The organism is Bradyrhizobium jicamae, assembly GCF_018130215.1.
GTDB classification, from domain to species: domain Bacteria; phylum Pseudomonadota; class Alphaproteobacteria; order Rhizobiales; family Xanthobacteraceae; genus Bradyrhizobium; species Bradyrhizobium jicamae_A.
The window spans coordinates 141,533-163,280 of sequence record NZ_JAFCKQ010000004.1 but is presented as its reverse complement, the minus strand read 5'-3'; the positions used below and the strand labels follow the sequence as shown (position 1 = coordinate 163,280).

At 65.6% G+C, this 21,748-nt stretch carries 26 protein-coding genes and 1 other RNA gene; 9 read left to right on the top strand and 18 right to left on the bottom strand.

The annotated features are described in order from the left end of the window. Nucleotides 1-102: 102 nt before the first annotated feature. Complete coding sequence (locus JQ586_RS08190; RefSeq protein WP_212394023.1) at nt 103-444, bottom strand: hypothetical protein; 342 nt, start codon at nt 442-444, stop codon at nt 103-105. A gap of 89 nt (nt 445-533) precedes the next feature. Between JQ586_RS08190 and JQ586_RS08185 the strand changes: the two genes are divergently transcribed. Continuing rightward, nucleotides 534-1,499 carry a glyoxylate/hydroxypyruvate reductase A gene (locus JQ586_RS08185; RefSeq protein WP_212394022.1) on the top strand — a complete coding sequence of 322 codons (966 nt, stop codon included), beginning with the start codon at nt 534-536 and terminating at the stop codon, nt 1,497-1,499. Nucleotides 1,500-1,656: 157 nt separating this feature from the next. Here JQ586_RS08185 and JQ586_RS08180 read toward each other — a convergent pair whose 3' ends face one another. From JQ586_RS08180 to JQ586_RS08165, 4 genes are all read right to left on the bottom strand, one after another. After that, nucleotides 1,657-2,148 (bottom strand): SRPBCC family protein, encoded by a 492-nt coding sequence (locus tag JQ586_RS08180; RefSeq protein WP_212394021.1) that lies wholly within the window; start codon nt 2,146-2,148, stop codon nt 1,657-1,659. Next, a complete protein-coding gene (locus tag JQ586_RS08175) occupies nt 2,129-2,545 on the bottom strand; it encodes a metalloregulator ArsR/SmtB family transcription factor (protein ID WP_212394020.1) in 417 nt (138 codons plus the stop codon). The genes JQ586_RS08180 and JQ586_RS08175 overlap by 20 nt, the downstream gene beginning before the upstream one ends. 123 nt (nt 2,546-2,668) lie before the next feature. Next, nucleotides 2,669-3,322 carry a dihydrofolate reductase family protein gene (locus JQ586_RS08170; RefSeq protein WP_212394019.1) on the bottom strand — a complete coding sequence of 218 codons (654 nt, stop codon included), beginning with the start codon at nt 3,320-3,322 and terminating at the stop codon, nt 2,669-2,671. Nucleotides 3,323-3,409: 87 nt separating this feature from the next. Continuing rightward, nucleotides 3,410-4,066, bottom strand: coding sequence for a TetR/AcrR family transcriptional regulator (locus JQ586_RS08165; RefSeq protein ID WP_212394018.1), 657 nt, complete (start codon nt 4,064-4,066; stop codon nt 3,410-3,412). 97 nt (nt 4,067-4,163) lie between these two features. Between JQ586_RS08165 and JQ586_RS08160 the strand changes: the two genes are divergently transcribed. After that, a complete protein-coding gene (locus tag JQ586_RS08160; RefSeq protein WP_212394017.1) occupies nt 4,164-4,808 on the top strand; it encodes a glutathione binding-like protein in 645 nt (214 codons plus the stop codon). Between the two features lie 119 nt (nt 4,809-4,927). On the opposite strand, the gene JQ586_RS08155 is transcribed toward JQ586_RS08160, so the two are convergent. The 6 genes from JQ586_RS08155 to ruvC all read right to left on the bottom strand — a co-directional run bounded on the left by JQ586_RS08155 (nt 4,928) and on the right by ruvC (nt 9,428). Next, nucleotides 4,928-5,395, bottom strand: a complete 468-nt coding sequence (locus JQ586_RS08155; RefSeq protein WP_212394016.1) for a nuclear transport factor 2 family protein — start codon at nt 5,393-5,395, stop codon at nt 4,928-4,930. Between the two features lie 82 nt (nt 5,396-5,477). Then, the gene (gene ybgC / locus JQ586_RS08150; protein ID WP_212394015.1) at nt 5,478-5,927 is read right to left on the bottom strand and encodes a tol-pal system-associated acyl-CoA thioesterase; all 450 of its coding nucleotides are present in this window, start codon (nt 5,925-5,927) and stop codon (nt 5,478-5,480) included. A 117-nt stretch (nt 5,928-6,044) separates the two neighbouring features. Then, nucleotides 6,045-6,962: a metallophosphoesterase gene (locus JQ586_RS08145; protein ID WP_212394014.1), complete on the bottom strand. Its 918-nt coding sequence runs from the start codon at nt 6,960-6,962 to the stop codon at nt 6,045-6,047. Between the two features lie 156 nt (nt 6,963-7,118). Further along, nucleotides 7,119-8,168 carry a Holliday junction branch migration DNA helicase RuvB gene (gene ruvB / locus JQ586_RS08140; protein WP_212394013.1) on the bottom strand — a complete coding sequence of 350 codons (1,050 nt, stop codon included), beginning with the start codon at nt 8,166-8,168 and terminating at the stop codon, nt 7,119-7,121. Nucleotides 8,169-8,286: 118 nt separating this feature from the next. Next, on the bottom strand, nt 8,287-8,904 hold the full coding sequence (ruvA, locus tag JQ586_RS08135; protein ID WP_212394012.1) for a Holliday junction branch migration protein RuvA: 618 nt from the start codon (nt 8,902-8,904) through the stop codon (nt 8,287-8,289). Then, entirely contained in the window at nt 8,901-9,428 is a 528-nt protein-coding gene (gene ruvC, locus JQ586_RS08130; protein ID WP_212394011.1) for a crossover junction endodeoxyribonuclease RuvC, read from the bottom strand. Before ruvC ends, ruvA begins: the two co-directional genes overlap by 4 nt. A gap of 86 nt (nt 9,429-9,514) precedes the next feature. Here ruvC and JQ586_RS08125 point away from each other — a divergent pair, with 86 nt between their 5' ends. Further along, nucleotides 9,515-9,733, top strand: coding sequence for a hypothetical protein (locus JQ586_RS08125; RefSeq protein WP_212394010.1), 219 nt, complete (start codon nt 9,515-9,517; stop codon nt 9,731-9,733). Nucleotides 9,734-9,786: 53 nt separating this feature from the next. Here the strand turns inward: JQ586_RS08125 and JQ586_RS08120 are convergent, their stop codons facing one another. Then, the gene (locus tag JQ586_RS08120) at nt 9,787-10,533 is read right to left on the bottom strand and encodes a YebC/PmpR family DNA-binding transcriptional regulator (RefSeq protein ID WP_212394009.1); all 747 of its coding nucleotides are present in this window, start codon (nt 10,531-10,533) and stop codon (nt 9,787-9,789) included. A 218-nt stretch (nt 10,534-10,751) separates the two neighbouring features. Here JQ586_RS08120 and JQ586_RS08115 point away from each other — a divergent pair, with 218 nt between their 5' ends. Together JQ586_RS08115 and JQ586_RS08110 are read left to right on the top strand one after the other, a co-directional pair. Continuing rightward, nucleotides 10,752-12,512, top strand: coding sequence for a methyl-accepting chemotaxis protein (locus JQ586_RS08115; protein ID WP_212394008.1), 1,761 nt, complete (start codon nt 10,752-10,754; stop codon nt 12,510-12,512). A gap of 194 nt (nt 12,513-12,706) precedes the next feature. Next, on the top strand, nt 12,707-14,131 hold the full coding sequence (locus tag JQ586_RS08110) for a methyl-accepting chemotaxis protein (protein WP_212394007.1): 1,425 nt from the start codon (nt 12,707-12,709) through the stop codon (nt 14,129-14,131). Between the two features lie 4 nt (nt 14,132-14,135). Here the strand turns inward: JQ586_RS08110 and JQ586_RS08105 are convergent, their stop codons facing one another. Further along, complete coding sequence (locus JQ586_RS08105) at nt 14,136-14,522, bottom strand: ester cyclase (protein ID WP_212394006.1); 387 nt, start codon at nt 14,520-14,522, stop codon at nt 14,136-14,138. Between the two features lie 216 nt (nt 14,523-14,738). Between JQ586_RS08105 and JQ586_RS41290 the strand changes: the two genes are divergently transcribed. Continuing rightward, a complete protein-coding gene (locus tag JQ586_RS41290) occupies nt 14,739-15,269 on the top strand; it encodes a hypothetical protein (protein WP_212394005.1) in 531 nt (176 codons plus the stop codon). Nucleotides 15,270-15,335: 66 nt separating this feature from the next. After that, nucleotides 15,336-15,605, top strand: a complete 270-nt coding sequence (locus JQ586_RS08095; RefSeq protein ID WP_212394004.1) for a hypothetical protein — start codon at nt 15,336-15,338, stop codon at nt 15,603-15,605. A gap of 27 nt (nt 15,606-15,632) precedes the next feature. Here JQ586_RS08095 and JQ586_RS08090 read toward each other — a convergent pair whose 3' ends face one another. The 5 genes from JQ586_RS08090 to JQ586_RS08070 all read right to left on the bottom strand — a co-directional run bounded on the left by JQ586_RS08090 (nt 15,633) and on the right by JQ586_RS08070 (nt 18,164). Further along, nucleotides 15,633-16,460, bottom strand: coding sequence for a TIGR00282 family metallophosphoesterase (locus JQ586_RS08090; protein ID WP_212394003.1), 828 nt, complete (start codon nt 16,458-16,460; stop codon nt 15,633-15,635). 2 nt (nt 16,461-16,462) lie between these two features. Then, the gene (locus JQ586_RS08085; RefSeq protein WP_212394002.1) at nt 16,463-17,041 is read right to left on the bottom strand and encodes a 5-formyltetrahydrofolate cyclo-ligase; all 579 of its coding nucleotides are present in this window, start codon (nt 17,039-17,041) and stop codon (nt 16,463-16,465) included. Nucleotides 17,042-17,202: 161 nt separating this feature from the next. Continuing rightward, a non-coding RNA gene (gene ssrS / locus JQ586_RS08080) (6S RNA) lies at nt 17,203-17,364 on the bottom strand. Nucleotides 17,365-17,463: 99 nt separating this feature from the next. Beyond that, nucleotides 17,464-17,847: a cell division protein ZapA gene (locus JQ586_RS08075; RefSeq protein ID WP_212394001.1), complete on the bottom strand. Its 384-nt coding sequence runs from the start codon at nt 17,845-17,847 to the stop codon at nt 17,464-17,466. After that, entirely contained in the window at nt 17,844-18,164 is a 321-nt protein-coding gene (locus tag JQ586_RS08070; protein ID WP_212394000.1) for a DUF4164 domain-containing protein, read from the bottom strand. The genes JQ586_RS08075 and JQ586_RS08070 overlap by 4 nt, the downstream gene beginning before the upstream one ends. A gap of 338 nt (nt 18,165-18,502) precedes the next feature. Here JQ586_RS08070 and tkt point away from each other — a divergent pair, with 338 nt between their 5' ends. Both tkt and gap read left to right on the top strand, forming a co-directional pair. Beyond that, the gene (gene tkt, locus JQ586_RS08065) at nt 18,503-20,485 is read left to right on the top strand and encodes a transketolase (protein ID WP_212393999.1); all 1,983 of its coding nucleotides are present in this window, start codon (nt 18,503-18,505) and stop codon (nt 20,483-20,485) included. A gap of 165 nt (nt 20,486-20,650) precedes the next feature. Next, complete coding sequence (gene gap, locus JQ586_RS08060) at nt 20,651-21,658, top strand: type I glyceraldehyde-3-phosphate dehydrogenase (protein WP_212393998.1); 1,008 nt, start codon at nt 20,651-20,653, stop codon at nt 21,656-21,658. Nucleotides 21,659-21,748: the final 90 nt, after the last annotated feature.

Sequence of the window (21,748 nt, the reverse complement as noted above, 5' to 3'; positions counted from 1 at the left end):
CAACAATCTGGAGCTCCGCTCCGATTCCATCGGAACGGAAACGCGCCAGAGGTCGCGGCGATGGACCGTCAGACCGTCACCGCGACTGACGCGACGCGACGATTACCAGTAGATGCCGTAGCGGGCGGCGATGCGGCGGGCCTTGGCCTCGTCGCTCTCGTAATAACGGGCACGCGCCTTCTTCACCGGCTTCGCCGTGTACCGCTTCGGCGTCTCGGCCGGCGCGGCCTGCGGCTGAGCCGGCAAGGCTTGCACGTCGCCTTGCACCTGACCCTGCGTGGTCTGGGCTTCGGATGCCGGCGCGGGATCAGCCGGCTTGGTGGTCTCGGCCGCCTGTGCGGGGGCGGGCGTGTCGTTGGCGGCCAGCACGAGGCCGCGGCTCTGGCCGGCCTGGGCGGCGGCGGAGGCGAGGACGAAAGCGGAAATCAGGAACAGTTTGCGCATGGAAGTTCTCCCCTGTTGATGGCAGGACACTAAACGGGTGGTTCTGGCCATTCCGTGATCTAGATCACACTAGTCTTGGAGGTATCCGGATGAGTAACGGCGCACTCGCCTTGCTGGTGCACGGCGGCACCGAGAACTGGTCGCCGGCACGCTGGAAGGCGCGGTTCGACACGGTTTGCGCCGACCGGCGCGTGGTGTTGTTGCCCGAACCGGCGCTCGATCCGGCCGACGTGCATTACGCCGCGGTCTGGAAGCCGAAGCCCGGCGAACTCGCCGCGTTCCGGAATCTGCGTGTCATCTTCAATCTGGGCGCCGGCGTCGACGCGCTGATGGCCGACCGCTCGCTGCCCGACGTGCCGCTGGTGCGGGTCGCGGTCGACGACCTGACCGACCGCATGACCGAATATGTCGTGCTGCATGTGCTGATGCATCATCGCCAGGAGCTCTATTTGCGGGAGTCGCAGCGCGCGAGGCGCTGGGCGCCGAAATATCAGTGGGTGGCGGGCGCGCTGACCGTCGGCATCATGGGGCTCGGCACGCTCGGCGCGGCGTCGGCGCGCGCGCTCAGGGCGCTGGGCTTCCATGTGGTGGGCTGGAGCCGCAGCGAGAAGCAGATCGACGGCATCGCATGCTTCCACGGCGCCGAGGGCTTCGATGGCTTCCTGCGCCAGACCAACATCCTGGTCTGCCTGCTGCCGCTGACGCCTGATACGCGGCATGTCCTCAACCGCGGCGTCTTTGCCAAGCTCAATCGCGACAGCCCGCTCGGCGCGCCCGTGATCATCAATGCCGGGCGTGGCGGCCTGCAGAACGAGGCCGATATCCTGCGCGCGCTCGACGACGGCACACTCGGCGCCGCCTCGCTCGACGTCTACGAGGCCGAGCCACTGCCGGAGGACAGCCCGTTCTGGAGCCATCCCAGGGTGGTGCTGACGCCGCACAATGCGGCCGATACCGATGCCGACGAGATCTCGAAATACGTCGCGCGCCAGATCCTGCGATTTGAGGCGGGTGGTGTGCTGGAGAACGTGGTGGATCGCAAGCGGGGGTATTGACCGCCGTCCCGGCGAAGGCGGGCCCGACATTCGACCGTCATTGCGAGGAGCTCGCGACAAGATTGCAAAGCAATCTTGCGATGAAGCGACGAAGCAATCCGTCGTCCGCATATTGGGAGACATGGATTGCTTCGCTTGCAATGACGGCGGAGAGACCTCAGCCCATCGTGGCCACCACTTCGGCGAGCCGGTCGTAGGCGGGCTCGACGCCCTTGTCGACACCGGAATTGAGATGGCCGTCGCGGGCTTCCCGGGTCGGATGCCTGATGGTGGTGGTCAGCGTGGTCTTGCCGTCGGCCTCGACGAAGACCGACGTCACCAGATATTCGTCGCTGGTGAAGCCGGGCATCGCGAAGACCTCGCCGAACACGACGCGCTCGGGGCGCACCACCTCGCGGTAGGTCCCGCTCAGCACGTGCTCGATGCCGTCGGTCGAGCGGAACACGAAACGGTACGCGCCGCCGACGCGCAGGTCGATCTCGCAGACCGGCATCGCAAGCTCGGCGCAGCCGAGCCAGCGGACGACATATTCCGCCTTCGTCATGGCATCGAACACCAGGCGCCGCGGCGCGTCGAACTGGCGCGTCATCGCGAATTCGAGATCCGATGGGGTCGTGATCTTCAGCTTCTTATCCACGCGTGCGTCCACGTTGCTTCTCCTTGTCTACGCTGGTTTTACGTTTGGTCCGCGGCGAGGCCTTTGCGGTCACCTTGGCGACCTCCTCCGCCTTCATCTCCTCGAGCAGGCCGTCGAGGCGGTTGAAGCTCTCGTCCCAGAAGCGGCGAAAATTCCCGAGCCAGAAGTCGACCTGCCTGAACGAGGCAGGCGCGATGCGGCATGGCCGCCACTGCGCCTCGCGGCCGCGCGAGATCAGCCCGGCATGCTCCAGCACCTTGAGGTGCTTGGAGATCGCCGGCAGGCTCATGTCAAACGGCTCGGCCAGTTCCATCACCGAGGTCTCGCCGAGCGCGAGCCGCGCCAGGATCGCGCGCCGGGTCGGATCGGCCAGCGCCGCGAAAGTCGAGCTGAGGGGGTCGAGCGGCATTCTTGTTTAGCCTCTTATTTAGCCCCTAGGTTAAATAACCTTGAGGTTAAATACGGCCTGACGAGGCGTACGTCAAGCGCCGATTTTGTCGCGCGCTCGACGCGGCTCGTGCCAGGTCCAGGTCTAGGAAGACTTGCGCGCCAGGGTGACGTGCGTTGCGTTCGGGCTCACGACGCGATCTGCGACCGCATAGCCGAGCCGCGGCAGGTCGAGCCCCGCAAACAGGCTCTCGCCCTCACCCAGCACGACCGGCGGCAGCACCAGGTGCAGTTCGTCCAGCAGACGCGCCGCAAGGAATTGCCGCACCACCGCGACGCCGCCGCCGACCCTGATGTCCCTGCCCTGGGCTGCGGCGCGCGCCCGCTCCAGTGCCGCAACGATGCCATCCGTCACGAAGTGAAAGGTCGTGCCGCCCTCCATCGGAAGATCCGGCCGCGCGTGATGGGTCAACACGAACACCGGCGTGTGATACGGCGGATTATCGCCCCACCAGCCTTTCCAGGACTCATCGGGCCATGGCCCGCGGACCGGCCCGAACATGTTCCGTCCGAGGATCCAGGCGCCGATATTCTCCATCGACTTCCGCGCGATCTCGTCATCGAGCCCTGTGCTGCCGCCCTCCTGGCCGGTCATCTCGCGAAACGTGCGCGTCTCGAAGAACCAGCTGGCTGGCAGCGCGAGACCGCCCTCGCCGAAAGGATGCTCGAGGCTCTGGCGGGGCGCTGCGCCAAAGCCGTCGATCGATACCGTGAAGACTGAAGTCCTGACTTTTCCCATGATGTCTCACTTCCATGACTGACGCGTCGCATGGAAGACGGCGGGGGTGACCGGGAGCCGACATTCGACGCGGAAGAAATCTCGCGGCTATTTCGCCCCGCACATGACGTCGATGGCGCCCTGCACGATCGCTTCCAGCTCCTTGCGGGGGACGCGGGCGCGGGCGCGGATCGCAATGGTGTGGATGGTCGCGGATGCGAGATGCGCGAGTACGGTCGGATCGGCACTGCCGGGCAATTCGCCACGCTCTTTCGCGAGGCGGAAGCAGATCGCAAAGGCCTTGTCGAGCTCGACAAAGCCTTCCAGCACCATGGCCCGGATCGCGGGATCCGACACCGCCTCGGAGGCCGCCGTCATCACCGTGAAGCAGCCGCGCGGCGATTCCCCCCCGGTGTAGATGTCGAGCGCGATCGCGTAGATGCGCTTCAGCCGCTCCCGAAGCGGCGCGTCGCTGCGGAAGATGTCGGCCATCGCGGCGCGCGCGTCGTCGCGGTAGCGCTGGTAGCTCTTGATATAGAGCTCGCGCTTGTCGCCGAAGGCGCCATAGAGGCTCGGCCGGTTCATGCCGGTGGCGGCAGAGAGATCATCGAGCGAGGTCGCCGCAAAGCCGTCGCGCCGGAACAGATCGAGCGCCTTGGCGAGCGCGACCTCCGGCTCGTAGGCGCGCGGCCGTCCACGGCGCTTCGGCGCAGCGGGCGCTGCGATTTTGGCAGCAGCTGGCGGCTTGTTATTTTTTTGTACCATTTCGCATTAAATTCCTTGACGAAGCAAATATTATCCAAGACAGTACAAAAATCAATATCGGCCGGGATGCCCGCGCCGAACTCCGAAGGAGGCACCCATGGATCTGTATTTCTCGCCGCTCGCCTGCTCGATGGCGACCCGTGTCGCGCTGTATGAAGCGGGCCAGGCGGCCAATTATCTCGAGGTCGATCCCAGGACCAAGCAGGTGCGGAACGACGGCTCCGACTTCAGCACGATCAACCCGATCGGGCTGGTGCCGACCTTGCGCACCGACGACGGCATCGTGCTGACCGAGAACGCCGCGATCCTGCAATATGTCGCCGACCAGTTCCCGCAATCCGGCATCGGCACCACGTCGAATGCCGAACGCTCAAAGCTGCATCAATGGCTCTGCTTCATCGGCACCGAACTGCACAAGGGCCTGTTCCTGCCCTTGCTCGACAAGAAGGCGCCGCCGGAAGCCAAGAACTACGCGCTGGAGAAATACGTCTCCCGGCTCGACTATCTCGAGAACCATCTGAAGGGCCGCGAGTTCCTGCTCGACCATTTCAGCGTCGCCGACGCCTATCTCGTCACGGTCATCAACTGGACCATGGCAACGCCGCCGATCGAGCTGGCAAAATGGCCGGCGCTGAAGGCCTATTACGAGCGTCTGCGCACCCGGCCGTCGTTTGCAAAGGCGATCGCCGAGGAGTTCGAGCTCTACAAGGCCGAGAAGGCGAGAGACAAGGCCGCGGCGTAAGGCAAACTGCGCTCCCTCGCCCCGCTGTTGCGGGGTCGAGACGAGCGAAGCTCGCTCTTAGAGGGTTGGGGTGAGGGGCTGCCTCCGCGAGCAGCGAGCGACCCGGGCTACAACACCAATCAGAACGGGCGCTCGCCCAGCCCCGGCACATCCGCCGGCCGCGGGCCGGGTGCCGGCCAGTGGAAACGGCGATCCTTCTCTGCAATCGCGATGTCGTTGATGGAGGCCTCGCGGCGGCGCATCAGGCCGTGCTCGTCGAACTCCCACTGCTCGTTGCCGTAGGAGCGAAACCAGTTGCCGTCGGCATCATGCCATTCGTACTGGAAGCGCACCGCGATGCGGTTGCCGTCGAACGCCCAGAGATCCTTGATCAGGCGGTAGTCGCGCTCCTTCTCCCATTTGCGGGTGAGAAAGGCCACGATCGCCTCGCGTCCCTCGAACACCTCGGAGCGGTTGCGCCACCGGCTGTCCTCGGTATAGGCGAGCGCGACGCGCGCGGGATCGCGCGAATTCCAGGCATCCTCGGCCATGCGCGCCTTCTGGGCTGCGGTCTCGTGGGTGAACGGCGGAAGCGGCGGGCGTGACATCGGCAACCCCTTGCTGTTGTTGAAGCGCAAACTTAGTGCCGCGGCCGGAAGAGTCGATGGGGCGTTTGCTATCGGCCGATAGCTACTCCATATCGGCCTTCATCAGCGCGCGAATGCCCTTCGGGATCGGCTGTGCGCGGCCGCCGCTGATGAAGGCGACGCGGACCTGCGCCTTCACCAAAACATCATGGCCGCGCTTGACCTCCTGCGCCAGCATGATCGAGGCGCCCTTGACCGCGACCGGCCAGGTCACGACGTCGAGGATGTCGTCCATCCGCGCGGGTTTCAGGAAGTCGAGCGTCATCGAGCGCACGACGAAAGCGAAGCCGCCGCCCTCCACCTCGGTCTCCTCGAACAGCGCGTTCTGCTCGGCGCCCATCAGGCGCAGATGATTGGTTCGCCCACGCTCCATGAAGCGCAGATAATTGGCGTGATAGACGATGCCGGAAAAGTCCGTATCCTCGTAATAGACGCGGACCTGCATGTGGTGGCGGCCGTCGCGGATCTCGCCGTCGATGTGGGGGAGGGTCAATTGCGGCCTCGATTTGCGCTGAAGCTCGCATGATCCTTCCGGAAAACCGCCTTACACTTTCCCGGATCATGCTCCAGCGCCGGTATCGCGCGAAACCGCCCGGCCGCGCAAGCGCGGTCAGGACATCGCAGGCCCCCTGGCGCCGAGCGTAACCTGCACGATCTCGGGCGGCACGCCGAGGCGGAACGGCATGATGCTGCAGCCGAGGCCGCCGGAGACGATGACGTCGGTCTTCAGCTTGAGATGGCCATAGGCGAGCCGCATGCCGTGCTTCACCGGTACTGCGGGTGACCAGCCGAGCAGGCGCACCTGGCCGCCATGGGTGTGGCCGGACAGTTGCAGCGCGACGCGCGAGGGCACGCGGACCGCGATGTCGGGCTCATGCGCGAGCAGGATCACCGGCGCGTCGTCGGTGACCTGGGCCAGCGTCGCGCCGAGATCGTCGACGCCGACTTGCGCGACGTGACGGAAGCGGCGCGCCGGCATGTAGGCGAGCTGATCGCCCAGCCCGGCGAGCCAGAACGGGCGGCCGTCCTTGACGAGCCGCACCGCATCGTTCTCGTAGACGGGAATGCCGACGTGCTCCAGCGCGCGGCGCGCCGGCGGCGTGCCCTCTCCCCGGCGCTGCAACGCCTTGTCTTCCCAGTAATCGTGATTGCCGAGGATGGCGTGCACGCCGAGCGGCGCCTTCAGGCCTGCGAGCACCGCCGCCCACTCGGATGCCGGAATGAACCGGGTGACGTGCCGCAGCCCCGCGACATAGTCGCCGAGCATCACGATGATGTCGGCATTCAGCGCATTGGTGCGATCGACGATCTCCGAAATGCGATCGAGCGACATCCAGGGATCGCAGGCGTGGATGTCGGCGATTACGGCGATCTTCAGAGGAAAATCCGCCGGCCACCGCCGCGGCGACAGGTCGTAGCGCGTCAGCGCCAGCCGGACCACCGGCTCGCTGACGCCGTAGGCCGCGGTCGAGGCACTGGTGGCGGTCAATCCGCCGGCGGAATAAAGAAACTGGCGACGCGAAATCATGGACATGTGATCGGTGATGCCTGATCGATCATAGGCCCGTTGATTAGAGCGGAATTGGGCCGCATTTGTGCAGAACGGCTGCAGACATGCCGCCATCATTACCGGCTTGCGCGCTGCATTGCACCAACACGTCCCTTCACGTCTTCGGGATCAAGATCACTCGTCGTCGCCATCGCCGCCGAACAGGCCGAACTGCGCCGGATCGCGGTTCGGCTCGGCGAGGCCGAGATGGCGGAAGGCATGCGAGGTGAGCAGGCGACCGCGCGGGGTGCGCTGCAGATAGCCGCACTGGATCAGATAGGGCTCGATGATGTCCTCGATCGCATCGCGCGGCTCCGACAGAGCCGCTGCCATGGTCTCGACGCCGACCGGGCCGCCGCCGTAGTTCATCGCGATCGTGGTGAGGTAGCGGCGGTCCATCGCATCGAGGCCCGCACTGTCCACTTCGAGCGCGGAGAGCGCGCGATCAGCGATCTCCCGGTCGACGGAATCGGCATCGGCTGCGGAGGCGAAATCGCGCACGCGGCGCAGCAGGCGGCCGGCAATGCGCGGGGTGCCACGGGCACGGCGCGCGATCTCGTTGGCGCCGTCGGACGTCATGCCGATGTTGAGCACGCGGGCGCCCCGCGTCACGATCTTCTCCAGTTCCTGCTCGGTGTAGAAGTTCAGCCGGATCGGGATGCCGAAGCGGTCGCGCAGCGGATTGGTGAGCAGCCCTGCGCGCGTCGTCGCGCCGACCAGGGTGAACTTGGCCAGCTCGATCTTCACCGAGCGCGCCGCGGGGCCTTCGCCGATGATGAGATCGAGCTGAAAGTCCTCCATCGCCGGATAGAGCACCTCCTCGACCGCCGGGCTGAGGCGATGGATCTCGTCGATGAACAACACGTCGCGCTCTTCGAGATTGGTGAGCAGCGCTGCGAGATCGCCGGCCTTGGCGATCACGGGGCCCGAGGTGGCACGAAAGCCGACGCCGAGCTCGCGCGCCACGATCTGCGCCAGCGTGGTCTTGCCGAGGCCGGGGGGGCCGACGAACAGCACGTGATCCAGCGCCTCGCCGCGCTTCTTCGCGGCCTCGATGAAGATCGAGAGGTTCTTGCGCGCCTGCGCCTGGCCGACGAACTCCGTCAGCGATTGCGGGCGCATCGCGGTGTCGCCGACGTCATCGGTGCGGCGTTCGGGGGTGACGATGCGGGAGGGCGTGTTCATGCGTAGACAATATCACGAGGCTGGCAATTCCCCCTCGCCCCGCTCTTGCGGGGAGAGGGTCGGGTTTCTCCCCGCAAGCGGGGCGAGGTGAAGCACAGCTCTCGCGGAAGTCTACAGCTCACTTCGACAATTCCTTCAGTCCCAGCCGGATCAGCTGCGCGGTCTCGGCATTTTCGCCCGCGCTGCGCGAGGCGGCGGCGATGGCGGCCGCCGCCTGCGGCTGACCGTAGCCGAGATTGACCAGCGCGGAGATCGCATCCGTCACCGGGCGCGGGGCGCGGTTGTTGTCGATGGCGCCTGACAGTTGCACCACTGCCGGATCGACATTGGCGTAGCCCGGCGCCTTGTCCTTCAACTCGCTGACGATGCGCTCGGCGACCTTCGGCCCGACGCCCGGCGTGCGCGCGACCGCCGCCTTGTCACGCAATGCGATCGCATTCGCGAGATCGGTCGGCGGCAGCGTCCCGAGCACCGCAAGCGCGACCTTGGCGCCGACGCCCTGCACGGTCTGCAGCAGGCGAAACCATTCGCGCTCGTGATCACTGCGGAAGCCGAACAGCTTGATCTGGTCCTCGCGGACATAGGTCTCGATCGAGAGCACCGCGGCCTCGCCCGGCGACGGCAGCGCCTGCAAGGTGCGGCCGGCGCAATGCACCTGATAGCCGACGCCGCCGACGTCGAGGATCACGTAATCCTCGCCGTAGGAATCGATCAGACCCTTGAGCTTGCCGATCATAGGCTCGCCACCTTCAGCCGCAGCGCGGCGCTCTGGCGGTGATGGGCGTGGGTGATTGCGATCGCGAGCGCATCGGCCGCGTCGGCGGAGGGCGGCTCGGCTTTCGGCAGCAGGATCTTCAGCATCACCTGGATCTGGTTCTTCTCGGCGTGGCCCGCGCCGACCACGGTCTTCTTGACCTGGTTCGGCGCGTATTCGGCAACCGAGATGCCGAACATCGCAGGCGCCAGCATGGCAACGCCGCGCGCCTGGCCGAGCTTCAACGTAGCGACGCCGTCCTTGTTGACGAAGGTCTGCTCCACCGCCGCCTCCGCCGGCCTGAAATCGCCGAGCACGGCGGCCAGCCCCTCATGGATCGCCAGCAGCCGGCTCGCCAGCGGCAGATTGTCCGGCGGTTCGACCGACCCGCAGCCGACATAGACCAGACGATTGCCCTCGGTCTCGATCACGCCCCAGCCGGTGCGGCGGAGACCCGGATCAATACCGATGATGCGGACGGGAGAGCGAATCGGAGACGATGCCATGCGGTAGTGATACCGCCTGCGTCCGGAGAACGAAACACAAACAGAGCGTCATCCCCGCCTCTGTCATGCCCGCGTCCCGATCCCATATGCTGCTGATGGGCGCATCGACAGGAGCCGCCATGTCCTGCCTTGTCGTTTTTTTGACGATTGCCGTCCTGGCGATCGCGTGGTTGTCGGGGCATTTCACGGCCATGCGCGCCATCGAAAAGGGACGATCGAGCCGCGCCTGGTTCGCCTGGGGCGCGTTGCTGTTTCCGCTCTTTCCCCTTCCGTGGGTGATCCTGACGCTGCTGCCGACCAAATAGGGCCGCCTCCGGGGCGGCCTTGTCATCGGCCGTCGCGGCATCCGCAGGCAGCGTCAGCCGCCCATCTTCGCGATCAGCGCGTCGGACACTTCGAAATTCGCGAACACGTTCTGCACGTCGTCGTGCTCGTTGAGCAGGTCCATCAGCTTCAGCAGCTTTTCGCCGGTCTCGTCGTCGACCGCCACCGTGTTCTGCGGCTTCCAGGTCAGCGCCGCCTTGCGCGGCTCGCCGAACTTGGCTTCCAGCGCCTTGGCCACCTCACGGAACGTCTCCTGCGAGGCGTAGACCTCATGACCGGCTTCGCTCGAGATCACGTCGTCGGCTCCGGCCTCGATCGCGGCATCCAGCATCGCGTCATCGGAGGCGACGCTGGCGTCGTATTCGATGATGCCGGTGCGGTCGAACATGAAGGCGACCGAGCCGCTTTCACCGAGATTGCCGCCGGACTTGGTGAAGAAGGAGCGGATGTCGGAGGCGGCGCGGTTACGGTTGTCGGTCAGCGCCTCGACGATCACGGCGACGCCGCCCGGGCCATAACCTTCGTAGCGGATCTCGTCATAATTCTCGCCGTCGCTGCCGGCGGCCTTCTTGATGGCGCGCTCGATATTGTCCTTGGGCATGTTCTCGGCCCGGGCCGCGACCACCGCAGCGCGCAGGCGCGGGTTCATCGCCGGATCGGGGGTGCCGAGCTTGGCCGCCACGGTGATTTCGCGGGCCAGCTTGCCGAAAAGCTTCGACTTCTGGGCGTCCTGCCGGCCCTTGCGGTGCATGATGTTCTTGAATTGGGAATGGCCGGCCATGCGACGTCTCTTGGAAGCTTCAGGTCTGAACGGGTTGGAAAGGCGGCCTTATAGGCCTGTGACCGGCCAAAATCAAAGATCGGCAGGGCACTCAACCGCCAAATACTACCGCAAGCCGGAATATGAGGCACTTGTTAACCCTGACTTCACGACCGGATGAGAGGATTCGCTCGCGTCCCACCTCAATTTTCCAGAGTCCAACTTTTCAAGAGTCCCCCATGGCGTTCGGATTGTTTCGAAGGCAAGGGCCGGAGCCGGTTGCGCCTGCCGTTGATCCAAAGGTTCCAGCGGCGGCAGCGGCTGCCCCCGAAGCACCTTCCGCTGAGGCCGATTCGGCCAAGGCGATCCTGGAGCTGTTGGAACTCGAACTCGGCGCCATGATCCGCCAGCTCGAGCGTGCCGCAGGCTCCGTGGCCGACGGTGCCGAGGCAACCGCAGCGACGCTCGCAACCATCCGCGCCCGCACCGACGCCCTGACCGGGCGCAGCAACGACGCGCAGAGCACTGCAACCACGTTCTCGGAAGCCGCCGACCGCTTCACCCACTCCGCTGAAGGCATCGGCCAGCAGGTGCGCAGCGCAAGCCGGCTCGCGGATGACGCCGCCGCGGCGGCCCGCGAGGCCACCGCCAATGTCGATCGCCTGCGCGAATCGTCCGCTGCGATCGGCAACGTCGTCAACCTGATCGCGCAGATCGCGCGCCAGACCACGCTGCTGGCGCTCAACTCGACCATCGAGGCCGCGCGCGCCGGCGCCGCGGGCAAGGGTTTTGCCGTGGTCGCAACCGAGGTCAAGGCGCTGGCGGTGCAGACCCAGAGCGCGACTGAGGAGATCACCAGGAAGATCGAGGCGTTGCAGAAGGACGCCACCGGCTCGGCGGATGCCGTACACCGGATCTCCCAGGCGATCGAAGCGATCCGCCCGGTGTTCGAGAACGTCAACGGCGCGGTCGCCGAGCAGAACGAGATCACCGGCGAGATGGGCCAGAATGCGGCCTCCGCTTCCCGCTTCATCGTCTCGGTCGGCACCAGCGCCGGCGAGATCGACAGCGCGACGCGCGAGGCGGCTGATCATGGCGACGATGTCGCCCGGGCCGGCAAGGCGGTGACCGCCTTCGCCCAGAAGCTGAAGGCGCGCTGCGCGGTGCTGCTGCGCCAGAACGAACGCGGCGATCCCCGCGAGAACGAGCGGCTGCCCTGCAACCTGCAGATCGAGATCAAGACCGCGCGCGGCTTCATCACCGCGCCGGTCTACGAGATCGCGATGGATGGCATCCTGATCAGCGGGCCGGATGCCGACAGGCTGCCCGCCAATGAAAGCCTGAGCGCAACGCTTGCCGATATCGGCGCCTGCCGGATCAGGATCGGCGAGCGCTCCAAGGCCGGTGCGCAGGCTCGCTTCGAGGCTGCGACCGCCGAGCTGCGCGGGAAGATCGAAGACCGGATGTGGGCGATCCACGAGGAGAATGCCGAGCTCGTCACCCGTGCGATGGAAGCAGGCAACGCGCTGACCAGGACCTTCGAGAGCGGGCTGGCGAGCGGCGCCATCACGATCGACGACATGTTCGACACCAATTATGTCGAAATCCCCGGCACCAATCCGGTGCAATACCGCACCAGGATGCTCGATTGGGCCGATCGCACCTTGCCTGCATTCCTGGAAGCGTTCCTCGCCAAGGACAAGCGGCTGGCATTTTGCGCCACCGTCGACCAGAACGGCTATCTGCCGGTTCACAACAGGATCTACTCGCAGCCGCAGCGACCGGGCGATGTCGCCTGGAATACCGCCAACAGCCGCAACCGCCGCATCTTCAACGATGCCGCGGGCCTTGCCGCGGCCCGCAACCAGCGCGCCTATCTGATCCAGAGCTACGCGCGCGACATGGGCAACGGCAACACCGTGATGATGCGCGAGATCGACGTGCCGATCCGCGTGCGCGGCCGGCACTGGGGCGGATTCCGCACGGCGTACAGGCTCTGATGGGATCAGGAGCCCGGATGCAGCGAAGCGCAATCCGGGACCAGTGTTTCCAAGGTCAAGAATCCCGGATTTCGCTGCGCTGCATCCGGGCTACGCAGTTCGCGCTCAGGCAAGACCGAAGCCGCGAATCAGGCTCTAGGTTGGAAATTGTCGCGGCAGGTCGACGGACCGCTTTGACGGGAGGAAGCTCGAAGATGTCGGTCGTGCAGCTTGCAGTCCTGGACACGTCATCCAGCCGGGCGTTGGCCGAGCGGCTGGTCGACCAGCTCGCCGACCGGATCGGCGGTCTAGGGGTGGAACTCGCCGACATCGCCGGCAACGTCCAGGAGGTGGCAAACCGCGTCACCAACCAGTCGGAGCGGTTCCACCATTTGCAGAACACGGCAGAGACCATGGTGTCGGCCAATCACGACATCGCCAATGCCTCGCAGGCGGTGCAATCGACCGCATCCGCTGCGGTCGGCCAGATCGCGGAGTCGCGCAGCGTGGTCGAGACGGCCGTCAACCACATCTCGGAGCTGGTCGCCGCGGTCGGCCGGATCGAGGCGCGGCTCGCCGCAGTCGGCTCCGCGCTGAGCCAGGTCGCCAAGGTCTCCGGCTCGATCGAGGCGATCGCCAAGCAGACCAACCTGCTGGCGCTCAACGCCACCATCGAGGCCGCGCGGGCCGGCACCGCCGGCCGCGGCTTTGCCGTCGTCGCCAGCGAGGTGAAGAGCCTCGCGGAGGCGACCCGCCAGGCGACGCATCAGATCTCCGACACCGTACGCGACCTCGACGGCCAGATCGGCAGCCTGATCGGCGAAAGCAGCGACGCGGCGCTGCGCGCAAAGAGCGCCGGCGAAGGCGCCCAGCAGATCTCCGGCATCATCATGCGCGTGCAGGAGGGCTTTTCGTCGGTCGGCGCCGAGATCGGCAGCGTCGCGCGCGCCGCGACCTCCAATCTCGGTCATTGCGACACCGTGATCGCCGAGCTGAACGAGCTCGCCAAGGGCGTCGATCTCTCCTCGCGCGACCTCAAGCACGCCGACGAGCGGGTGGCGAAGCTGCTGGAAACCTCCGAAGGCCTGATCGCGCTGATCGCCGACAGCGGCGTCGAGACCTCGGATGCGCCGCTGATCCGCGTCGTGACCGATACCGCAAGGCAGATCTCCGAGGTGTTCGAGAACGCCATCGCGCGCGGCGAGATCACGCTCGCGCAATTGATGGACGAGAAGTATCGCGAGATATCAGGCACCGATCCGAAGCAGTATCTCACCGACTACGTCGCCTTCACCGACCGCGTGCTGCCCGCGATCCAGGATCCGATCCAGAAGAGCGACCCGCGCATCGTGTTCTGCGTCGCCTGGGCCAAGGGCGGCTACCTGCCGACCCACAATCCGAACTACCGGCTGCCGCAGGGGCCCGATCCGGTCTGGAACAACGCCAATTGCCGCAACCGCCGCCTGTTCAGCGATCGCGCGGTGAAGAAGGTCGCGGCCAACACCAAGCCGTTCCTGCTGCAGACCTATCGTCGCGACATGGGCGGCGGCAAGTTCGTCCTGATGAAGGACGTGTCATCGCCGATCTTCGTCGGCGGCCGGCATTGGGGCGCGTTCCGGATGGGATTCAGGCAGGGCTAGCTCGCTACAGCTGCGCTTCGATCGCGGCCTTGTCGATGACCGACCAGACATTTTCGATCCGCCCGTCGCGGAACTCGTAGAACACGTTCTCGCTGAACTGGACGCGCCGACCATTGACCGGCAGGCCGAACAGCACGCCCGTCGGCGTGCAGTCGAAGTGCAAGCGGCTCGCGATGCGCGGCGGATCCGAGACCAGCAAGTCGATGTCGAAATGGAGATCGGGAATGGCGCGAAAGTCGCCTTCGAGCATCTCGCGATAGCCCGACAGCCCGACCCGCTTGCCGTTGTAATGCGCATCCTCGTGCACGAATGCCGCCAGATTGGCCCAATCCTGTCTGTTCAGGCAGGCAATGTAGCCGCGGTAGATCTCGGCCAGGTCGGTTCTCGTCATGCGTTGCCTGTCGCCGCTCTCGGGTGCCCTCCCCTCGCGTCGAATAGAGCACCTCCCTCCCGGAAAGGCCAGCCGATCCGGCAGCTCACCCATCCAAGGGCGCCAGCCGGCACAAACGTCAATGGCGGACGACCAAAACAAGTGGCCCCAGCGCCGGGAAGCGCCGGAGCCAGTATCTGCTCAACCCCTTACATTTAGGCCGTATAGTTGAGGAGCATGGAGCCTGACGACGAAGCCGTCGTGCTCGAACCGGTTGCGCCGTATCCCGAGCTCCCTGATTGCAGGTCCTGCAGCAGCTTGATGAAGTCTTGCAGGACCTGCGTTTCGCTGCTGCCGCTCGTCGACGAGCTGTCGCTCGACGCGTCGGTGCTCGATGACGATGAGCCGGCGCTCGTCGAAGAACTCGTACCGGAGGAAGTGTCCGATGGCGGTGGCCCCGGAGGCGGCCCCGGCGGCGGACCACCGGCGCCGTTGAGTCCACCATTCGTGCCGCTGCCCGAATTGCCGAACGTATTGGAAAAGAGGTTCTGCAGTTCGGTCGCCTGCGAGCTGGTCAGGTTGCCATTCGAGACCTGTGCCTGGATCAAATTGTCGATCGTCGTCTGCATGTCGGTTGGCGTCGAGCTCGACGATGTGCCTGCCGCCGCTTGCCGGTCCGCGTTGAGCGAGGTGTCGATGCTGGTCAGTGCCGTCGAGAGCGCGCTTTCATCGGCAGAGCTGATGGTGCCGGACGCTACTTCGGACTGAAGTTCAGTCTGTAACCTTTGCAGGGGAGAGCTGTAACTGCTCACGCTCGTTGCTGATGTGATTGTCATGTCGTTTGCCCAAGAAGTTAAAGCCCCGGCGAACCATGAGCAATCGTGTTTAATTTTCTCCTGTTGCGGCGTCGTTTGCAGTTTCGAAGTATTTCGGGAGGCGCGTCGAGCAATCTCGAAACAAGAAATTCGTACGAGCATCTCGAAGGTCGCGGCCTCAACGACCTGCGATTCCCCGGACGTCTCGAATGATCAGCGTGCTTGCGATCGGCAACTCTTGCCGGCGCTGCAGATCTTGCCGATGTCGTTGCATGCGCGCATCGGCTGACGAAGACAATTCAGCACCGGCATCTGCTCACGAGATCCAGAACTCCGGGACCGCGGGCGACAGCCGTCCGCCGGCGCGCACCGGTGCGATCTTCACGGCAAGCCCGGTCGTGTCGTCGGTCTCGATCGCAACGCCGCTCAGTGTCGCCACACCGGCGGCCGGCTCGAAACGGCTCGACGGGATGCCGGTGAGGAAGCGCTGCAGCGGCTCCTCTTTCTGCATGCCGATCACCGAATCATAATCGCCGGTCATGCCGGCGTCGCTCATATAGGCGGTACCCGCGGGCAGCACCTGGTGGTCGGCCGTCGGGACATGGGTGTGGGTGCCGACGACGAGGCTGACGCGGCCGTCGCAGAAGAAGCCGATGCCCTGCTTCTCGCTGGTGGCCTCGGCGTGGAAGTCGAGCACGATGGCGTCGGCGCCCTCGCGCAACGGACAGGCCTCGAGCTCGCGCTCGATCGCGGCGAAGGGATCGTTGGAGGACGGCTCCATGAAGACGCGGCCGATCGCGTTCATCACCAGCGCGCGCTTGCCGTTCTTGGTGTCGATCAGCGCCGAGCCGCGGCCGGGCGAATGGCGCGGAAAGTTCAAGGGACGGATCAGGCGCGGCGCGCGCTCAATGAACACCAGCGCTTCCTTCTGATTCCAGGCGTGGTTGCCGAGCGTGATCGCGTCGGCGCCGGCGTCGAGCAGCTCCTGGTAGATCGCCTCGGTGATGCCGAAGCCGCCGGCGGAGTTCTCGCCATTGACGATGACGAGATCGAGCGACCAGTCCTTGATCATGCCGGGGAGGTGGTCTGATATGGCGGTGCGGCCGGTCCTGCCGACGACGTCACCAACGAAGAGAATACGCAATTTTAGGGACTCCGGAAATCGAACGTCTTGCGCTCCGTTAGCACATAATCCAGCGGGACGTCGTGCGACAACGCCGGAATCACCTTGGTTTCCTGCGCGGCGAAAGCAAGGCCCGCGCCGATCACGTGCTTGGTCTTGCGCAGATGGGCGAAGGTATAGTCGTAATAGCCGGCGCCGTAGCCGATGCGGTGGCCGAGCTTGTCGAACGCGGCGAGCGGCACCAGCATCACGTCCGGATGCACCTCGGCGGCGGCAGGCGACGGTTCGGGGATGCCGAGCGGCCCGAGCATCAACCGGTCATGCGGCGACCAGGCGCGGAAGGTGAGCGACTGGCCGCGCAAGTTGATGCAGGGCAGCGCGAGGCGCGCGCCCTTGCCTGCGAGCTTGAGCATCAGCGGCGTCGGGTCGATCTCGCTGCGGATTGGCGCGTAGCCCGACACGATCATGCCCGGCGCGATCTCGAACGGGGCGCCGCGCTTGGCAAGCGCCTCGGCGGCGGCGCTGCGTTGCTCGTCGCTCAGCGCATCGCGCTTGGCCAGCGCCAGGGCCCGAAGCTCGGCCTTTGATGGAGATGCGTGCATGACCATCTTCCGCTGTCATCATCCGCGGCGGCGGACAATGTGAGGATCCAGAGACGCGTGCATTCTTCGCAGACAGACCGCGGCGTTACTTGACACCCCGCAGATGCGGGGACGCTGCTACTCGATCAAACCGCCGCAGCGCGACGACAAGAAAATTAGAGTGCGAAGCCACAGAGGCCGTTGGAGCGCTCGATCCCGGAGTTCCCTACGAAAGTAGGTGGGCACCATATGTCCGGGTCCACGGACCCGGCCAGGGACAGTTCCCTAAAGGATCGATAAGGCCCCGGGGATATTATGGCTCCTGACGCACGACGCAGCTTCGCTGGCAGCTAATGTAGCGATCGTTGCCGCAATCCGCCAGCGCTAAGGAAGACGCCGCCGGAGCTATCCCCGTGCCCCTGCCCTCCATGGGAGGACGAGGATCACCCGATCGCGATGCCGCCGCCGATGGTGCGGTTGAGCACCTGCGTGGTGCGCTCGATCCGTTCAGCGGCGGCGTTGAGCGCGTTGGAGACGGCGACCTGTGTCGCGCGGGCGCGTTCGGCGGCGGTGGCACGCGCGCTGCGGAGCTGCTCGACCTCTTCCTCGAGGCTGCGGATGCGCGCGCCGGCATCGAGCAATTCGTCACAGGCGGTGAGCGCGGCCATCACGGTCAGCCTGGCGTCGCCGATCTCACCGAACTTGCCGCGCAGCGATTCCACGCGGGATTCCAGGTTCTCCGCGAGCTTGAGCAGCCGCACCTCCTGGCCTTCCTCGCAGGCCATCCGGTACTGCCGGCCGTTGATGGTGACATTGATGTGGCTCATCTGCCCTCTCCGCCGTCGAGCACGGCACGGATGCTGCCGATCGCCGCGTCGAGTTTCTCCGAGATCTCGCGATTGGTGCGCTCGAGCTTGCGCGTCTTCACCAGCGAGCCGTCGAGCTCGTCGGCGAGCCGCGAGCGGTCGGCGCCGAGCGCCTGGATCCGGCTCGCCAGCTCGTTCTCGTCGCGGTCAGCCTCCCTGCGCCGCTCCACCGAGCTCTCCAGTGCATCAAGCGCCGCCATCAGCCGCTTGGTCGCGGCATCGATGTCGGCAAGCGGTGCCTCGGTGCTACCAGACCCGTTGGCGGGACGATCACTCATGAGACGCGGCGAGAACCCTCGGTTAGGCCTGCTTGGAATTAAGCCTGCCTGAAGCAGCCTGCCGCACGGCAAAACCGGCGTTTCGGCAAGCGTTTACGGCACGAAATTTACGTGGCAAGCGAGCGAAGCGCAACGCCGGCGCCGAACTATGCACCGATCAATCGAATCGGCCGATTCCGAGCAACTTTTCCCCGTTCCGGGGCGTTTGATCGCCTTGGAGTTGGGGAATTGAGGTGCTAATCCAGCCCGCAACCCCGTAAGGCCATCCACGCACGCGTCGCGGCTGCCCGCCCCGATGCGTACCGCAACAAGCTCCTCATTTCAGGCGGAACCTCATCATGACGCAGGTCGATCATACCCGTATGGCCAATGCGATCCGTGGCCTTGCCATGGACGCCGTCGAGAAGGCGAAATCGGGCCATCCAGGTCTGCCGATGGGCGCCGCCGACATCGCCACGGTGCTGTTCACCCAGTTCCTGAAATTCGATGCGGCCGATCCGGCCTGGCCGGATCGCGATCGCTTCGTGCTGTCGGCCGGCCACGGCTCGATGCTGCTCTACGCGTTGCTGTACCTCACCGGCAACAAGGAGATGACGCTCGACCAGATCAAGCATTTCCGCCAGCTCGGCTCGCTGACGCCGGGACATCCCGAGAATTTCCACACCAAGGGCATCGAGACCACCACCGGTCCGCTCGGCCAGGGCATCGCCACGGCGGTCGGCATGGCGCTGGCCGAGAAGATGCTCGCCGCCGAGTTCGGCAAGAAGATCGTCAACCACCACACCTATGTGATCGCCTCCGACGGCGACCTGATGGAAGGCATCTCGCAGGAAGCGATTGCGCTGGCCGGCCACTGGCGGCTGAACAAGATGATCGTGCTCTACGACGACAACGGCATCTCGATCGACGGCCCGACTTCGATCTCCGACTCCGTCGACCAGGTGAAGCGCTTCAAGTCCGCCGGCTGGGCCGCCGAATTGATCGACGGTCAGGATCAGGCGGCGATCGCGGCGGCGATCACGCGCGCGCAGAAGTCGAGCAAGCCGTCGCTGATCGCCTGCAAGACCACGATCGGCTACGGCGCGCCGCACAAGGCCGGCACCGCCAAGGCGCATGGCGAGGCGCTCGGCGCCGACGAGTTGAAGGCAGCCAAGGAAAATCTCGGCATCTCGCTCGAGCCGTTCTCGGTGCCTGACGACGTGCTGAAGGCCTGGCGCGAAGCGGGCGCCCGCGGTGCGGCCGCGCACACAGCGTGGGATGAGCAGTTCGCCCAGCTCGGCAGCCGCAAGCGCGCCGAGTTCGAACGCCGCATACGCCACGAGCGTCCGCAGGCGTTGGCCAAGGCGCTGCGCGCTCACAAGAAGGCGCTGCTGGAAAATCCGCTCAACGTCGCGACCCGCAAATCGTCGGAAGCCGCGATCGAGGTGATCGCGGCTGCGATGCCGATGGAGTTCGTCGCCGGCTCCGCCGACCTCACCGGCTCCAACAACAACAAGGCGAAGTCGGCCATTGCCTTCGCCGCCAAGACGCCGAAGGGCCGCTTCATCCATTACGGCATCCGCGAGCACGGCATGGCAGCGTGCCTGAACGGCATCTTCCTGCACGGCGGCTTCGCCCCGAACGGTGCGACCTTCCTGGTGTTCACCGACTACGCGCGCGGCGCGATGCGGCTGTCGGCGCTGATGGGCACCGGCGTCGTCTATGTCATGACGCACGACTCGATCGGTCTCGGCGAAGACGGCCCGACCCACCAGCCGGTCGAGCATCTTTCGGCGCTGCGCGCGATGCCCAACATGCGCGTGTTCCGCCCCTGCGACGCGATCGAGACCGCGGAGTGCTGGGAACTCGCGCTCAACCGTATCGACGGACCGACGGTGCTGGCGCTGACCCGCCAGAACCTGCCGCAGCTCCGCACCACGGCGCCGAACGACAACCCGTGCAGTCACGGCGGCTATGAACTGGTCGCAGCGCAAGGTGACGCAAAAGTGTCATTGTTCGCTTCCGGTTCCGAGGTCGAGATCGCCGTTGCCGCGCAGAAGCAGCTCGCCGAGCGCGGCATCGCGACGCGGGTGGTCTCGGTGCCGTCGCTGGAATTGCTGCTGGCGCAGCCCGCCGAGCGGCAAAACGCCATTATCGGCAGCGCCCCGGTCAAGATCGCGATCGAGGCCGCCGTGCGGTGGGGCTGGGATGCCGTGATCGGCCGCGATGGTGAATTCGTGGGCATGCATGGTTTCGGTGCCAGTGGCCCGGCGAAGGACCTTTTCAAGCACTTCGGCATTACCGCCGAGGCCGTCGTTAATACTGCCCTGAAGCGCGTCTGACGCCGGCCTTCAAAGGTGCCCGCTGACGGTTGAGCTTGGCGCGAAAAAGGATTACCAAGGCTCCATCTTTTCCGCTCGCGCCCGGCCGAACCGGGCGTTCCGCCGCAAAACCCTCGTGGGAGCCTTCCCACGGGGCGGGCATCAGCTTTTAGAGGAGAGACGAGCATGGCAATCCGCGTCGCGATCAACGGGTTTGGCCGCATCGGCCGCAATGTGCTGCGCGCCATCGCCGAGTCCGGCCGCAAGGACATCGAGGTGGTCGGCATCAACGACCTCGGTCCGGTGGAGACCAATGCGCATCTGCTGCGCTTCGACTCCGTGCACGGTCGCTTCCCCGGCACCGTGACGGTCGACGGCGACTCGATCAGCCTCGGCAACGGCAAGATCAAGGTCTCGGCCGAGCGCGATCCCTCCAAGCTGCCCTGGAAGGACCTCGGCGTCGACGTCGCGCTGGAATGCACCGGCATCTTCACCTCGAAGGACAAGGCCTCCGCGCACCTCGCCGCCGGCGCCAGGCGCGTGCTGATCTCCGCTCCCGCTGATGGCGCGGACGCCACCATCGTCTACGGCGTCAACCACGAGACGCTGACCAAGGATCACCTGGTCATCTCGAACGGTTCCTGCACCACCAACTGCCTGGCGCCGGTCGCCAAGGTCCTGAACGACACGGTCGGCATCGAGACCGGCTTCATGACCACGATCCACGCCTATACCGGCGATCAGCCGACGCTGGATACCCTGCACAAGGACCTCTATCGCGGCCGCGCGGCGGCGATGTCGATGATCCCGACCTCGACCGGCGCGGCGAAGGCGATCGGCCTCGTGCTGCCCGAGCTGAAGGGCAAGCTCGACGGCGTCGCGATCCGCGTGCCGACCCCGAACGTCTCGGTTGTCGACCTCAAGATCGTCGCCAAGCGCGCCACCGACGCCAAGGAGATCAACGCGGCGATGAAGCGTGCCTCCGAGCAGCAGCTCAAGGGCATCCTCGGCTACACCACCGCGCCGAACGTATCGATCGACTTCAACCACGATCCGCACTCCTCGACCTTCCACGAGGACCAGACCAAGGTGCAGAACGGCACGCTGGTGCGCGTGATGTCGTGGTACGACAACGAGTGGGGCTTCTCCAACCGCATGGCCGACACCGCGGTCGCGATCGGCAAGCTGGTGTAAGACCGACGATCCATGATGCCCGGCCCAGTGCCGGGCATTCTCGTCTTTGACCCTCGCATGCGAGACGTGGATGGCCGCGACGAGTGCGGC